Here is a 15900-nt window from a genome sequence, read left to right as displayed (position 1 = left end):
AACTTCATAGGGGAGAAAAGATGTCTACAAAGGACGAGGTTTACGAGAAGCTGGAAGGGCTCCTCAAATCCCTGGGTTTCAAAAAGACCGAGCTCAGGGTGTATCGTCTCCTCCTCGAGAGAAAGCGCCCCATGAGAATAACGGAGATACAGCAGGAGCTCGGGATAAGTGAAAGATCCGTCAGAGAGCACGTTCTTAACCTCTACAGAAAGGGCGTCCTTAAGAGAACCCTGATAGAGCAGGGCTGGCTCGGCTACGTCTATACGGCCACCTCCCCGCGGGAGCTTATCGAGAGGATAAAGGAAAGCATAATCACCAAGATAAACGAGATAGAAAAAGAGATCTCGGACTAAACCTTCTCCGCTATCCCCGTCTGGAACAGTATGTCCAGGAGCTTTCCTAGCTTTTCTCTGTCAATTGAACCGAACTCCTCCTCCAGCGCGCGGTAGGATTCTTCTTCCGGCAGAATCTCGCCGAGCATCAGGAGCTCGTGGAGGTAAACTAGTATCCTTCTGTCCTCCGTCAGCTCTTTGAACCTGTCCGCTAGGGAGGGATCTTTGCCACGTATGTATTCCTCCGTTATTCTTCCCCTCACATTCCATCTGAGCCAGCCGTTTTCCTCAAACCTATGTCCGATGTTTATTCCCAGGAAAGACGTGTCCCTGGCAAGGCCCCCCATTACAAGCCTCTCCGCAACTTCGGTCTCCCTTTCCATCCCGAGCTCGCCGAGGTACCTCATGGCGTAGCCCCTGGCGAACCTCTGGAGCGTCTCACCGCTGGCGGTTGAGAGGAAGAGGGCCGAGGCCAGGACTGCCATCCCAATGATCGAGAGGGTCTCCCTGCTTATCTTGTCCGGTGTATCCTCGCTGGAGTGATAGAAGCGGTCGGGCCACGTTATCGGCATCACAGAGGGAACCCCAAAGAAATTGAAGACGTCGTGGTCGCTTCCCATTTCGTAGGGATAGGTTCTGGACTTTAGGGCCGGGAGTGCGGATCCCGAAAAGCTCTTTATCCCCGAGGCATTGGCGGCATCGACGAAGTACTCGAGAACCCCCGAGACCACCGAGAACCTTGAGAGGGGCGTCCTTACGACCATGAGTGTCGAACCCGAACGGTCCTCACTCCCGCCGACCATGTCGAGGTTTATCACCGCATAGTACTTCTCGGGGGACGCGTACCGCTCGATGAAGGCCTGCGTCCCATAGTACTCCGGAATCCACAGGAAGGCGAAACCAAAGCGGAAGGATTCGTTGTAGAGTCTGGAAAGGGCCCTCGCCAGCTCAATGAGCATTGCGCTACCGCTCGCGTTGTCGTTGGCACCAGGCCTCGGGTGGCAGATGTGGGCGGTGAACAGGATAAAGGGCTCTTTTCCGATTTCAGCGTACAGAATTGGGAGGATTTCGCGCTCTTTGATCTGGGATCTGACGGAGAATCTGACCCCCACGGATTTGCCGGAGTTCGTCTTGTCTATTACCTCCAAAGCCCAGCTCTCGGGGATGGCCAGAGCCGGTATCCTGGCCCACTGAAGGTCTTCCTTTGAGAGGAAGAGTCCGATGTATGGAATGGCGCTTCCGGTGCCCCTGCGATAGGCTATGAAAGCCCTAGCACCGGCTTCGTTTGCCTTTTTGTAAGAATCCCTCCAGTTCCTTCCAACGAGAACGACCTTTCCCTCTGCCCTTTCCCAATCTTCCTCCCGGAGGATCGGAAGGATCTCACCCTCCCCCTCCCCCGGTGGTGAGTGGGCCATGGCCACGAGAGGAGTTTTCGCAGAATCCAGCTTTTTGCCGTCGATCTCAATCTCTGCCCCCAAAAGATCCCACGCTATTGGAGTCCTCAGAGTCAGATACCATCTTTTCCCATCGTATATTTCCTCATGAAGAACGGCCGACACTCCCCACGTCGCCAGCTCCTCTTTGATGTATCTAACGGCTTCAACGAGTTCTTTTGAACCCTGAATCCTGTGGAATTGACTTATCTCCACGATATCGTGAAGAACCCGGTCGGGGTTGAATACCCGCGCCCGGTCAAGGAACTCCCGAGGCAGAGCCATACCTCACTCCTCCCCGAGTTTGAGCATTTTTGGAAGCTCCAGATGCTTAAGGGTGTCGAGGAACTCGGGAGGAAGGATGAGCTTTGTGGTCTCAAGAAAGCGGGCGAACTCGACTTCCATTCTCTTACGGGTTTCCTCCACTGCCTCTGGGGCAGAGGGCATCTCCACCCTGGGCTTTGACCGCTCCTCCTCGGTGATCCTGCCCTTCTCCACCAGACCCAGGTTTATGTCCTCCGTTCTCTTTCGGATCCCGTCTTCTTTTCCCCGGTTGTAGGCGCTCTTAACTATGTCGTAAACACCCAGCTCCTCCGCCCTCTTGTACAGCTCGTTCTTCTTCTCGCCGACCCAGGAAACCCACTCGCTGTGCCCCTTGTAGCCCACGAAGTAGCCGAAGTTGTACGCTTCCTCAAGCAGAGATTTAATCTCCTTCTTTTCATTATCGGTTTTCTTCGCCATGTTACCACCTCAGAACGGCCCCTCGTTGTACACCCTAATACCCTCGTCTGTAAAGCGCATTCTCTTGAGGTTGCTGTCATGGGGAACACCCCTCATCTTCAGAATCTGGAGGGCCCTGACCATCTGGTAGTTGCGCATGAAGTGGTGGATCACGAGGACGCCGTCCGCTAGGTAGTGCTCGTCGGTGTAGGCGTCGCCCTGGAGCATCTCAGATGTTATCAGTGTCGTGGTTTCAAGCTCCTGGAGAGCGCGTATGAACCTTCCGAGGGCCCAGCGTTTGTTCCCGGGATCTTTGACGAGGTGCTCCATGGAAGTAAAGGAATCGATAACCGCCCTCTTTATCCCCTCTTCGTTTATTATCTGAAGGATTTGATTGAAGAGTTCGTTCCATGTGAGCCTGTACTCCGCCCGCAAAAGCAACCGCCCAAGGTCGTGGAAGGTTATGGCCTTTGATTTGGCGTAGCCGAGCAGTCCGAAGTTGTACCTGAGCATATCTTGGAGTATTATCTTGGGGTTCTCTACGAGGGATATGAAAACTCCCTTCTCGCCGTTTTTGGCCCCTTCGACAAGAAACTGAACACCGATTGTGGTTTTACCGCTTCCTGGCGGGCCGGTGACAAGGTAGACCCTCCCCGGAAGAAAACCGCCGCCTATGAGCTCGTCAAGACCCGGAACACCGGATGGAACTCTGTCGAGGCTCTTGAGAATCTCCCCCACGTACAACTGCTTCACCCCACTAATCTTAGTGTCATCATGTATTTAAGCTTAGCCCGGCGGCAGGGTTTATAACCTCCGGCTCAAACTGTGAAGGGTGATCGATGTGGGGGAAGTTATGCTGGCCGCTTTTGACCTTGAAGGTACGCTCGTGAAATCAGTCTCCGGCTGGGTCGAGCTCCACAAGCGCTTTGGAACCTGGGAGAAGGGGAAGGAGTACGCGGAGATGTTCTTCCGTGGCGAGATAGACTACGCAACCTGGGCCGAGCTCGACGCCTCCCTCTGGAAGGGGCATACAAAGGAGGAAATCCTGGAGTGGGTCAATACCGTTGAGTACATGGAGGGCGCAGAAGAGCTCATCGAATTTTTAAAGAGAGAAAACTTCAGGATAGCGATAATCAGCAGCGGGCTTTTGTGCCTGGCCTCAAAGGTGGGGAGGGAGCTCGGTGCGGACTACGTCTTCGCCAACGAGCTGATCTTTGACGAGAACGGTGTGATAACAGGGAAGGTGAGACCACACGTCGACTTTCGGGGAAAGGGGGCGATACTCAGAAAACTGAAGGAGGAGCTGAAGCCCAGTTTAACTGTTGCAGTCGGCGACGGCTACAACGACATAGCGATGTTCAGGGAAGCCGACGTCAGCATAGCGATAAACCCCCACGAGGGCGTTGAAGGTGACCACGTCGTTGAGAGCCTTCGTGAGGTCAGGGAAATCATCGAGGGGCTCCTGGAGGAGTGAAGTTTTTATTCTCCCCACCGAAAATCCTCCGGGTCCGGCATCCCGCCCACTCCGCGGACGGGTGAAGCGGGGATTCCGGCCGGACCTACAGGGGATGATGAGCTTTTGCTTTGCTGAGTGTGATGAGCACGCCCTTCCCTGACCCACATCACTCCTTTCCTCTAATTAAGAGGGGCGTCAGAGCTAAGGCCAGCAGGATCGCCGGGCCGCAGATACCTCCGGAAGAGTTCTGCTTGGTACTGGTTCCATTGGAACTGGGCGAAGTCCCGTTGCCGGAAGTCGTAGTGCTTGTGGTGCTCACAGGGATGGTTGTTGTCGGCGGAATTTCATCCAGTTTAACACTTACGTTTTTCTCTTTCCCAGCTGACAGGCTGACGTGGAGTGTGTAGTTTGCATAACCTCCCTTGGAGAGTTCTACTGTGTGGTTGCCGGACGGGAGTTCTAGGGCCAGTGGGGTTTCCCCAGCGTATTCCCCGTCCACATAAACCGCCGCTCCTGTGGGCGTTGAGTTTACGAAGAGGACGGCAGGTTTGGGGATTAGTACGGCTTTAATTTCCGTAACCTTACCCGAAACAAGCGTGACGTTGGCCTCGTAGTCCTGATATCCATCTCTAACAAGTTTGATAGTGTGGTTGCCGGGGGTGAGTTCAAGCCACAGTGGGGTCGATCCTTTTAAAGACTCGTCAACGTAAACAGAGGTCCCATTGGGGACCGAGGTAACCTTAAGATACGCCGGCGGGAGGGGCTTCAAAACCGCCAGCAGAGATTTTGTTTGGCCTCTAACCACCGTTACCGTCGATGAGTATTCTTCATAACCGCCCTTGACAATGCGGATGGTGTAGTTTCCAGGCGACAGAAGAACCCTGCTGAGCGGTGTCACCCCCGAGAATGAGCCGTTGATGTAGACCTCCGCCCCCCCTGGGACTGAGTCCACGTTGAGGAAGCCGAAGAGGGGCTTCATCTCAGGACTCAATGTTACCGTCTGCCCTGGCTGGATGACAACTGTGGTGTTGTAATCCTCGTAGTAGGGGTTTGTTACGTTAACTCTGTACCGGCCTGGTGGGAGGTAGAAGTCGCCTTTCTTGCCCAAATAGAATCCATTTAGAATCACATTCGAGCCGTTGGGTAATTCCAGCTTAAGGTGGCCGAAGAGATCCCAGAGCCGTATCCTCAGCCTTCCCGGCGTTGAGAGCGGGAGGTAGTCCACGTTGTCCCCGTCTATCACGTAAGGGGAGTCGCATATACCGTCGGAGTTGGAGTCGGTGCAGGTTTCGCTGAAGCCCGTCCCGTTGGAATCTGCCCAGTAGTTTCCGCCTATCAACGAGCCGCCGACTATGTTGGGCCCTTCCTTCAGAGTGAGGTTCCAGAAGTTCACCGGGCCATTGTCATACTGGAGGAACACGTTCTCAGTGTTGTTGAAGAAGTTGTCATATATGATGCTGGGTTCCGGGGTGTTGCCCCATCGGGCGAACCATATTCCTTCCCGGAACCCGCTTATGACGTTGGAGCGGATTATGACCGACCCTGATATCCTGATGCCAGGGTAACCGGCCATCCACTCCGATAGAGGTGATATCACGTTCTTCTCAACGAGAACTTTCTTTGAGCTCCTTGAGATAATGAGGTGAGAAATGGTGTTTCTCCTAACCACCATGGGATCCGCAGTGTTTATGCGGAGATACCAGATCACGCACCCTTCCACCAGGTTCTCCTCTGGGCTGAAGTGGTCGTTTCCATGGATGTCCAGATTCCCTATCGTGGAGTTGGTCACTGTTATTCCAGTCGAGTCTTCCACCTCCAGCTCAGGCCCTATGAGACGAGTTAGCAGTACTCCCCTTGAGAACCGGAGGTATATGCTGTGCGAACTCCCCATCCATTCAACCGTTGAATTCCCGATACCATACATCTCAATGGAGTCTGTGACGTTGACGGTTCCAATGATCTTGGAGTCAGTTACGTTCGTGATGATGAGCTGATATACAGAACCTCCCGCGGGATCCACCTTCACCGTTTCCCCCTGCCTGTTCCTGATCTGGAGTATCCTCCCGCCGTCGTAGGTACTCACATTGTCTATCTTGAGGGTGGTGAAGTGCTCCGGCCTGCTCCCCCTTATCCACAGGGAGCCAGCCGTGAAGGAGTTGATGATAGAAACGTGAACTGAGTCCTTTATGTCCACGAAACCTCCCGATTTGCCCGTCAAATTGCTGTTGGAGATGGTCACGTTATCGGAGAAGGCCACCTGAGTTGTTCCGGGCGTGACGTTAACTGAATCCACGTAAACGTCGGTCGAGTTCGCTATTATCACTTGACCCACTTGGATTCCCTCTATCCTCTTCCCCTTGGAATTGGCCACGTAGACAACGGGATAACCGTTGAGGGTGACGTTCTGGAAGAGGTGGGTGGTGTACTCCAAGGGTCTTTCCCCCTTGATGTCCAGCGTCCTCCCAATCACCTCAACGTTCTTAAGACGGACTATGGTGGCGTACCGCAGATAAAGGCCCTCCCCCAGCTCCAGCTGGCTGTCGGCTATCTCCACCTCGGAGGAGTCAAATATCATAGCCGGCATGTCACTTCCAGCGGCACTCAGGTTAACGTGGATCAGGGTGACTTTGGCGGAACCTGTTATGTCGAGGGGCGTGCCCGCGCCCCACCCCGGCTGAGCTCGGATGTTGCTCATGAGGACTTTGAATGAGTTCCCCACCCCGAGGCTACCTTTCACCAGGAGGTCGTTGACGCTTACCCCCTTGGCATCGCTCACCTGAAGGTTGCCCTTGATCGTAAAACCTTCAAAGGTGACGAGGTTCGAGGAGATGTAAACAGAGCCGTTTATCACAGTCCACGCTGGAAAAACGGCCTTTAGGGTGATCTTGGGTTTGGTTATTCTCACGGTCTCATTGTAGAGGCCCGGGTAAACCACTATCGTCTCCCCTGGAAGAGCATACTCCAGCGCCGCGCTTATGCTTGTGTAGTCCGCCTTGGGAAAGTCCTTCTTATCGTCGTCCACGAAGATTATGTTCCTCCCGTGTTTTGAGATTCCAACGCCATCGAGACCCAGGGAGGGGTCGCCGTAGAGGTTGAAGTTGAAGAGGTTCATGATCCACTTTGGATCGGAGGCAGAAAAGCTGGATTTGCCCATGTAGAGGGCCTCTCCCGCGGTCATTCCCTCCATGAGGTTTTTGACGTAAACGTACCCAAGGCTCAGGTCATCCGGGACTGCGTTGAGCTCCCACATCCCTATTGAGTACCAGCTCTGCCTCGTGGCGCCGACGATTGCTATGGCGGCGGACTTGAGGAGGGTGTACTGGAGGTTGTGGCTGTCCTCTGGGTAGCCGTTGAGGCAGGAGGCCTCAAAGAGGAAAGTGTTCTTCGGCTCAAGCTTGGAAGCTGAGGAAACGTCGATCAGAGGATACAGCTCCATTTCCGAGCTCTCAGGGATCCCGTCACCGTCGTCGCGGGCCCAGACCTTTCTGTAGGCGACCTCCCTGTACCCGTGGGCCAGCCACATAACGATCCCGTAGCCCCTGTTCCACTCCCTTATGAGGTTCTCCTCGCTTATGTTGTAGGTGTAGTAAGCTGCATCCCTTGGAACCGGAGAAAGGCCCTCACCCTCATACATCGCTGTCACGCTGAAGTTCCTGGCCTCAGCGAGCTGACCGAGGTAGTATGGTAGCTTCCTGCCGTCAGTTCTGGCGTATCCCGGAAAGTTGTCCTCGTTCTCGTAGTTTATGACTGCCATTGGAAGGAGGATCTTTTTCGGAGCCCCTTTGAACGCCATGATCCTGTCCAGTATCGAATCGAGGGCGGTGTAGTTGCCGTCGTAAACGGGTATCCTTCCAACGAAGACTTCTGGGGAGAGGTCGACACCCCCCTTCCCAAAATCGTCTGGGTACTCACCGTAGTAGCCGTCCCCGTCGAGATCCCAGTTTCCAGTTAGATCTGCGTAGAAGTAATCCGTGGGGGTGGAGTTGTACCAGTGCGTTTCGTTGGTTCTCGGATCGGTGTACTTAACCCTTGGCCAGGCCATAATCATGGGGACGTCGCCGTAGGTGTCGTTGGGATCGCTCGGATCGTCCGGATCGGGGTTGCCTATCAGGAGCACGTACGTGATGTGGAGGGGCTTGTAGTGCTCCTTCAGCCAGTTCCTTATGTTGACGGCCCTCTCCTGCCCCTCCGCATAACCGTAGTCGTCCTCTGTCAGGAGATACACTTCAAAGCCCTTGCTTTTGAGGTATTCAACGTATTTGGGAAGCTCCCCGCTGCCGTTGACTATCGCTTTGGTGGTTACTATGGCGTAGCCCACCTTCAGTTCGCTTTCCAGAGCCCCGTGATTTATCTCGGACGTTTTTAGATTGCCATTCCAGGAGTTCACCTGACCGTGCTCTACGTGCCAGCCCAAAGGAAATGTCTCAGCATAGGTTATAGTCCACAGGGATTCCAGTGACCCCAGAACCAGAAGCAGAACCGCGATCCATGCAAACCTGCGGTGAGTAGCTTCTCCCAAAGTGCACACCTCCGCGTTGGGATTGCCACATTTAATTTTCCCCTTCTGTTTAGTATTTGAACTACCCCAGGAGTTTAAATTCTTTGTGGACACAAAAGTACGTTGGAACTCCCGGTCCAGCCGCGATTCTCCCAGGATCCACTTCAATTGGGATACAATCAACAACATCACCAAGTCATCTTCAAACATCGGATCGGAGGAAAACCTTAAAAGCATCCAGCACATACCAGATGCGTACTAGTTCGTCTGTTACGGGGTGGTACCTTGAGGTTCCTAATAAGACTTCAACCGGAGGAAGAGCCCTTTAAAATCCCCTTCAACAACATGCGCTTTCTCCAGGGTCTTGTTTACAGAAAGATAGGGAGCGTTGATCCGGACCTTAGTTTAAGGCTCCACAACCCCAAGGTTCCGAAGCTCTTTACGTACTCCCTCTTCATGGCCGAAAGGCGGGAGCTGGCAGAGGACAGGAGCGGTCTGCTTGGCTACAACCGCGGGTTCTTCTACTTCTCCACAGCCGTTCCGGAGATCGCGGAGGCGTTCATCAAGGGGCTCCTAGAAAAGCCCGAGGTCGAGCTGTGGGGGGAGAAGTTCACGGTCGAAGAAGTCAAGGCTTTAGCCGAGCCCGAGAGGCTGAGCGGAAGGAAGTTCGTGACGCTTTCTCCGATAGCCGTGACGACGAAGAGGATGCAGTTTGGAAAGCCGAGGAGCTACGACCTCAGTCCAGCCGAACCTGGGTTCTATGAGCTGATAAGAGAGAACCTCCGCGAGAAGTACGTCCATATCTTTGGTTTGAAGCCCCCGGAGGACTTCGAAATTAAAATCATAAGCTCCAAACCAAAGCGCTTTGAGGTCAAGCCCGGCATCTTCCAGACCGCGTGGCATCTTGTATTCAAGGCTTACGGAGACGAAGGTCTCTTGAGGGCAGGCTACCTCGCTGGTTTCGGCGAGAAGAACTCGATTGGGTTTGGGATGGTGAAGGTTGATGGACGGAAGGAGAGGGTGAAAAGGCGCTGGAAGGAGGGGTATGAGTGATTGAAGCAATGGTACGATACGGGGAATACCTTGCTAAAAAAGATGGCCTTGATTTAGATTCCTTCGAGGGGCTTGTAAAGGAGGTGCTCCTTAAAAACAGAGCGGATGCTCTAGATAAGTTAATGGACTTCTTTAAGTTCGCAGTAGATTTCCGCTCTACGCTGATATACGTCTATGAGATAGAAAAGCAGGATTACAAGGAAGCAGATATTAATGTGAGGCTCAAGATTTTTCCATTAGCTAATTTATCCGGTAAAGCTAAAAATGCAGTCGGGGCAAATCATCCGATACTAAATTCGAGAAATATTAAGAAGTATGGTGGAATTATCATTAAAAAACAAGATCAAAAGAGCAAATTTGCTATATCAAACATTAAAAATGAGATTTTGAAGAATAAATTTAACAGTAAGAAACTCACTTCATTAAACAGAGAAGAGAAAGAAGAGCTTAAAAAATTAGTTGTGGAGCATTTGAGAAACCTGCTAAAAAAAGAGGGCATCAATCTTAACTTTCAGGGCGCACTCGCATTAGTTGAGAAATTCGAAACTGATAAGAGCATCAAGAGCATTGTGATTATACCAAAGGACAAAATCACTGACATTGATGCCAGAAAGTGGATAATAGAAAAACTTCTCTTTGGAGATAAGCCTTCTCTATCTGAAGACACTTATCATTGCCCCCTATGTGGGAGGGCTCATCAATGGAATGATGTTAAGATATTCTTCCCAATAAACATTCAGTCAGAAAAAACTCTAAATTTCCTTCCAAACTTTTCCCCCGAAGGGAAGCAAATGGTATGTGTTACGTGTGCGTATAAACTTCTAAGACTGACAAGCCCTTACACACAGTTTGCCATTAGGAGTAAATATCATGCAAACATTCTCGCTTATCCTTATGGCTATACTGATGAGGGAATACAGTTTGCAGAGATGGTTTTAGATGAAATTAGAGACAAAGCTGAGGGTCTTTTTGCGTTACCTGAGGCGGTTTGGAACATAACTAACAGACAGAATATAGATGAGATCCTAATGGAGATCAACTCCGGCGAGCTGTGGTTATACCTAGTTCTCCCGGGAAAAGCTGAAAGAGTTATTGCATCATATCACCTAACAGATTTCAGTAAGTTAGCACAGTTTGGCAAGTACCACTTTCACACAAACCAGTTCCAGCGCACAGTTGCTGAATATATGAAAGCATCCAAGAAGACAAAACAGCACAAAATAGTACTAGCAAATATGCTGGCTTCTATGTATGCTAACTTTGATATTAAATCTCTTAATGTGCTCTTTATAAAAACCATGGCAAAGACAATAGCTCAAAAAGCCAAGAATCCAAAGCTTTATGGAAAATATTTCATTTCTTCTTACCTGAGCCTGTGCGGGGGTGATAGTTTGTCAAAGAAGAGAAATGTGGATGTATATAAGGAGATATATAACTTTGGAGTAACCCTAGGAGAGCTGTGGAGAAATCTTGCAGAGGCGGATAAGACCAGATTCAACAGCTACAAAGCGAAGATCATGAAGCTAGATACCCCAAACATAAATGTGCTCTCCGACACTGTCAGGCATATGATCCAGAAAATAACCGAAAACGGAGAGATTCCCGGAAATGAGAAGATTGGGACTCTCTTTTCAAAACACAAGGACTTCCCAAAAATCGTGACGGATAGTAGAGCTAGAGAATTATTTGTAACAGGTGCATATTTTGGATTTTTCTCACCACTTAAAGAAGGGGGTGGTAAGCCATGAACGAAGGAGGGATATTAGATAACATCCTAAAAAGCAGGTGGACGGAAGTCGTAGACGTGTTTAGAGTGGAACTCTCCAATATAAACGCTGGAGAAGGCGGGACAAATGATATCGACGTAAAGAAAATCCACCTAGAAGATGGCACGATTGTTCCAAGAATGTCCCCCCAGAGCATTATGAGGATGATTAGAGATTACTGGGAAGATGTGCTGGAGCTTCCAGTGGATATCTCAAGGAAAAAGCAAAGACAAGATGAATTAGAAGGAGATCTGGAGAAATATATCGACGTAGACCTCTTTGGAGTTATGTTGCCGGTGAGTGGTGGGGTAGACAACTATAAGACAGGCCTTAAGAAACTTTTCAATGCCGATGAAAAAAGGCTTAAGGAGATAAGCAGTGCTCCCGGTGCCATCACTAGACCTGGTCCCATCAGGAGCATAGGCGCCAGAGGAATTTTTGAGTATCCTGGGGACTACGATTTCATGACATCAGTTATCAGCACCACGGGAAAAGAAAGTGGTGGAAGCATGGTTACAAAAGAGATATACACAAACACCTTCCTACTACCATTCTGGATCGATGTGCCAAGGCTCGGGAAATGGGAATTCAATGGATTTTCTGTGGAGATTGATGACAACAAAAAGAAAAAAAGACTTGCTTACTTCTTTGATGCACTGTTCCACCTTGGAAAGACAGGAAACTATCGGAGCCCGCTTATTCCAAAAATGCTTGTTGTTGGAACATACTTAAAGCCTAACGTGGGGATATATGACGAAATCATGAGGGCTTTTCAGGTCAGTGTCAAAGACATACGGTTAGTTCCATACCAAGATCCCCACACAGGAGAAACCAGATACAGAACAATCTCCACTGGGAAAGTTGAATTTGACATAGACCTTGAGATTCTAGCAGAGGGCATTAAGTTCTGGGCTTCAGACATTGAGAGCATAACCATTGGGATATGGGAAAGCTACTTTGTGAAGTCTGCTGATGAGTACACTAATGAGCTACAAGCAATCTTGAATAGTAAAGATGAGAAGACTGTAAAGTCAAAGACTGACATTGCAGGCAGGGTAGTCTTCAAGCCAATATCCTCCATCAAAGAGGAGATAGATAAATATTTACAGCAACAAAACCGGGTGAACGGGCGGTGAACGCGGAAGCCGACTTAGTGGCTTTCAGGGTTACGGGAGAATTTGCACACTTTAGAAGTCCGTTCGTTACCAGTTATCTCTCTACTTATCCTTTCCCACCAAAACCAACAGTACTTGGGATGCTAGGAGCTATAATGGGATACTCTCCATTAGAGGTTCTAAATTTGCAAAACACAATACAAGTGGCCATAAAACTCAACAAAACTCCCAAAAAAGCATTGGACTACGTGCGGCTATGGAAGTTTGAGAATGATAAGAAAAATATCATATTCAGCCCAGTTAAGATGGAGTTACTGATTAGACCGGATTACACCATATTTGTTCATTCAAACAATGAAAAGTTTAGCGCTGAACTCCAGAAAAGACTCGAAACGAGGGACTTTGTTTATCCAGTATCCCTAGGAAAAAACGAATTTATTGCATTTATCAGAGAAATACTCTCATTCAATCCTAGAGAAGTCGAGCCTGTTCAAACCACTAGCGTTGATTCTATATTGCCCGTTACACTAGCAAACCAGAAAATTGCACTTCCAGATCCAACAACTAGCAACTGGGCTACGGTGGGACTAGTTCCCGTTGAACTGGAATTGGTATCAGAAACAGGAACAAGAAGAGTCAAGAAAACGGGAACTTTTGCGTATTCACTAAATGGGGGACCAATAAAGGTTCAGAGGAGAATCCACGCGCTGAAGGTGGGATCATGGAACATAGTAATGTTCTAGCTCGACCGGGGCAACCATTAACCATTCACCTTACAGAGACTATGGGATACATAGCTCATTTCCTTTCTCTTAAATTTCCTGAGCTCATGAAATTAGGAATGTTCATCGGATATCTTCATGACATTGGAAAAGCAACTTTAGGGATACAACATACTCTTAGGGCCAACATAGGAGCTAGAGGACATGCACTTCTTTCAGCATGGATGGCCCTTAGAATTCTAAACGAATCCAAAGCACTAGAACAGGAATTTTCTAGGACAACAAATCTTAGCGTGCCTGATTTAAAAAGACTTGTATTTTGGGTCATTACATCTCATCATTCAAGGCCATCAATACTCCTACCAGAACATCAAAAGGAGTTCCTTCTGGGAAAAGATGAATCCTTCTTTTTATTGCCAAAGAATTTTGAGGAGTTACTACAGCCATTAACCCTTAAAATGACTGTTAAAGTTCCAGAGAAATATGTACTTGAGGAGTTTATGCTTAAACTTAAGCAACAGAACTTAAGATCACTTCAAAGGGTTCCCACGGACACTAGATTCAAAATGTTATTTTCTACGCTTTCTGGCTCTTTAAATCTTTCAGATTGGAAGTCTGCAGGTTTTAAAGAAAGATTTCAACTTGAATTAAGTGATAAGGGTCGCAAGAGGTTTATGGAACGGGTGAATCACGCCTACAACCCTAATTTCACTCCTGCTCATGAAAGATTGATATCTGCGACTTCTCTCCCAGAAAAGGCATATATTGAATTACCAACAGGTTTTGGAAAAACAAGCTTTTCATACTTCTATTTCACGAAAACAAAGTCTTCGAGGCTACTCTATACACTTCCGATAACTACGATAATTGAGGATATATTCAATAGATTCACAGAAAATGTCGCGAGAGATGATACTTCATTACAACCAGTTTGGTATACCTCTCTATTTCTTGGACTCTCAAAACAGCTAAAAGAAGATGACACATTAGAGAAAACATACAAGATCCACAAATTTCTTCTACGTCCAATTGCATTCACCACATTGGATCAGGTGCTATTACCTTATCTGAACTCAGGTAGATACCCACCCAAAGTGTTTGTTAATCAAAAGTCATTCATTGTTATCGACGAACCTCAACTCTATGGCTTTTTACCCTTAGCAATACTTGTGAGGATGCTGGAATCAGAGTATTTTGAGAGCGAAAGAATGTTAGTCATGTCTGCTACTATTCCAACGTTTTTAAAGGAAAGACTCAGTGAAACAGGATTTGTGAATTTAGAGAGCTATCTAAACATAGCTGATAAGATTCACATTCCAGATAGAACTCAACTTAGATACAATACAGATCTCCTACTCGAACGAAATGATAGCGGTGACATTGGGTTAAATGAAGAAATACTTGCAGAGATTATTCATGAGGCTCAGGGTGGAAAGAACATAATTGTAAAGGTAAATACTGTGAGGAAGGCTCAACATGTCTTTTTACAGATTAAAGAATTTGTAAAAAAGAAGGGAATTAACATTGAAGTCAACCTATTCCACGCTAGGTTTATCGCAGAAGATCGCAAAGGTAAATTAGAGGAAGTGAAACAAGGTGACACAAGGAATCCTAACTGCAAAAGGGGCATTATCTTAGTTTCGACCCAGGTTATAGAGGCAGGAGTAGACATATCTTATGACAAGATGTACACTGAAGTCCAGCCCCTGGATTCCTTGGTTCAATCTGCAGGCAGAATCAATAGAAGAAGGGACAGTACCAAGAACACTCCTGCGACTATTGAAGTGTTTGAAATCTCTAGTCATCATCCGTATGATCCTGATTTGATACGTGAAACTAGGAAAATACTCACCAAGTACAAGACAATTCCCGAGTCTAGGTATAAAGAGATCCTCAATGAATACTGGCTCAACATAAGTCCAATGTTCGAAAGAAAATTGGACCTAGCAACAAGGATTCATAAAAAAGTCCAGGATAGAGGGATATTTTCATTAGATGTGGGGGATTGGAGAGATATTTACGGGATTGGGGGGATTAGAGAAGGCCTAGCTACAGTGCCCGTGATACCAATCGACTTTCACGAGAAGATATTAAACCTAACCCAACATTATCAGGGACTAGCTCTCATCCGGAGAGTCTTTCAGTACATGGTGAATGTTCCCATTTACCTGTGTTTGAATTACTGCCCCGGAGAGCCATTAATCTCCAAGTATCCCTGGATCCGTTTCATAGACCTCCCATATGACAAGAAATTAGGTTTATTAGACAACCGTAATCATAAGGAAGTGATGGAATGAATAAGTATCCCCTCCACGAGCTCCTCATCGGCGGCACAGAAATCAACTACCTCTTCATCTGCCCTACCAAACTGTGGTATTTCTCCAAGGGCATTACAATGGAGCAGGAGAGCGAGTGGGTTGACCTCGGGAGGTTCCTTCATGAGCAACACTACGCCAACGAGGAGAAGGAAGTGCAGATCGGGAGCATAAAGATAGACTTCATCAGGAAAGGAGATACCATAGAAGTCCATGAGGTCAAGCTCGGCAAGAGCATGGAGAAAGCTCACGAGATGCAGGCGCTTTACTACCTTTACTACCTCAAGAGGCTCGGCATCAAGGCAAAAGCGGTTCTCCATTATCCAAAACTCAACGAGACGAAGGAGATAACTCTCAACGGCAGGGAGAATGAAGTTGAAGCGGCGATCAAAGAAGTCCAGCGGATAAAATCACTCCCCGCTCCACCAGAGCCAGTTAAATCGAAGAGGTGCAAAAAATGCGCCTACTACGAGCTGTGCTGGGTGTGAGG

The 15900-nt window shown here is 48.6% G+C and carries 12 protein-coding genes; 8 read left to right on the top strand and 4 right to left on the bottom strand.

What is annotated here, in order from left to right:
* Nucleotides 1-20: 20 nt before the first annotated feature.
* Entirely contained in the window at nt 21-353 is a 333-nt protein-coding gene (locus tag A3L09_RS06075; RefSeq protein WP_088858104.1) for a transcriptional regulator, read from the top strand.
* Here A3L09_RS06075 and A3L09_RS06070 read toward each other — a convergent pair.
* Genes A3L09_RS06070 through A3L09_RS06060 form a run of 3 tightly spaced genes read right to left on the bottom strand, consistent with a single transcriptional unit; the run spans nt 350 to nt 3229 of the window.
* Complete coding sequence (locus A3L09_RS06070; RefSeq protein ID WP_088858103.1) at nt 350-2050, bottom strand: DUF4910 domain-containing protein; 1701 nt, start codon at nt 2048-2050, stop codon at nt 350-352. The two genes, A3L09_RS06075 and A3L09_RS06070, sit on opposite strands and share 4 nt — an antisense overlap.
* Nucleotides 2051-2053: 3 nt before the next feature.
* Entirely contained in the window at nt 2054-2506 is a 453-nt protein-coding gene (locus tag A3L09_RS06065; protein ID WP_088858102.1) for a hypothetical protein, read from the bottom strand.
* Nucleotides 2507-2515: 9 nt separating this feature from the next.
* Nucleotides 2516-3229, bottom strand: coding sequence for an RAD55 family ATPase (locus A3L09_RS06060; protein ID WP_088858101.1), 714 nt, complete (start codon nt 3227-3229; stop codon nt 2516-2518).
* Between the two features lie 109 nt (nt 3230-3338).
* On the opposite strand from A3L09_RS06060, the gene A3L09_RS06055 reads away from it, so the two are divergent.
* Nucleotides 3339-3959, top strand: a complete 621-nt coding sequence (locus A3L09_RS06055) for an HAD-IB family phosphatase (protein ID WP_088859004.1) — start codon at nt 3339-3341, stop codon at nt 3957-3959.
* Nucleotides 3960-4107: 148 nt separating this feature from the next.
* Here A3L09_RS06055 and A3L09_RS06050 read toward each other — a convergent pair whose 3' ends face one another.
* Nucleotides 4108-8460, bottom strand: coding sequence for a PEGA domain-containing protein (locus A3L09_RS06050; protein ID WP_198362255.1), 4353 nt, complete (start codon nt 8458-8460; stop codon nt 4108-4110).
* Nucleotides 8461-8724: 264 nt separating this feature from the next.
* On the opposite strand from A3L09_RS06050, the gene cas6 reads away from it, so the two are divergent.
* The 6 genes from cas6 to cas4 are packed head-to-tail and all read left to right on the top strand — an operon-like array spanning nt 8725 to nt 15898.
* Nucleotides 8725-9492 carry a CRISPR-associated endoribonuclease Cas6 gene (gene cas6, locus A3L09_RS06045; RefSeq protein WP_198362254.1) on the top strand — a complete coding sequence of 256 codons (768 nt, stop codon included), beginning with the start codon at nt 8725-8727 and terminating at the stop codon, nt 9490-9492.
* On the top strand, nt 9489-11240 hold the full coding sequence (locus A3L09_RS06040) for a hypothetical protein (RefSeq protein WP_088858099.1): 1752 nt from the start codon (nt 9489-9491) through the stop codon (nt 11238-11240). The genes cas6 and A3L09_RS06040 overlap by 4 nt, the downstream gene beginning before the upstream one ends.
* Nucleotides 11237-12394, top strand: coding sequence for a hypothetical protein (locus A3L09_RS06035; RefSeq protein ID WP_088858098.1), 1158 nt, complete (start codon nt 11237-11239; stop codon nt 12392-12394). Before A3L09_RS06040 ends, A3L09_RS06035 begins: the two co-directional genes overlap by 4 nt.
* A complete protein-coding gene (gene cas5b, locus A3L09_RS06030) occupies nt 12391-13116 on the top strand; it encodes a type I-B CRISPR-associated protein Cas5b (RefSeq protein ID WP_157727209.1) in 726 nt (241 codons plus the stop codon). The genes A3L09_RS06035 and cas5b overlap by 4 nt, the downstream gene beginning before the upstream one ends.
* Nucleotides 13095-15392: a CRISPR-associated helicase/endonuclease Cas3 gene (locus A3L09_RS06025; RefSeq protein WP_088858096.1), complete on the top strand. Its 2298-nt coding sequence runs from the start codon at nt 13095-13097 to the stop codon at nt 15390-15392. Before cas5b ends, A3L09_RS06025 begins: the two co-directional genes overlap by 22 nt.
* Nucleotides 15389-15898, top strand: a complete 510-nt coding sequence (gene cas4, locus A3L09_RS06020) for a CRISPR-associated protein Cas4 (protein ID WP_088858095.1) — start codon at nt 15389-15391, stop codon at nt 15896-15898. The genes A3L09_RS06025 and cas4 overlap by 4 nt, the downstream gene beginning before the upstream one ends.
* Nucleotides 15899-15900 lie beyond the last annotated feature (2 nt).

Source organism: Thermococcus profundus (assembly GCF_002214585.1).
Classification (GTDB): Archaea; Methanobacteriota_B; Thermococci; order Thermococcales; family Thermococcaceae; genus Thermococcus; species Thermococcus profundus.
This window is presented reverse-complemented; position numbering and strand designations above follow the sequence as displayed.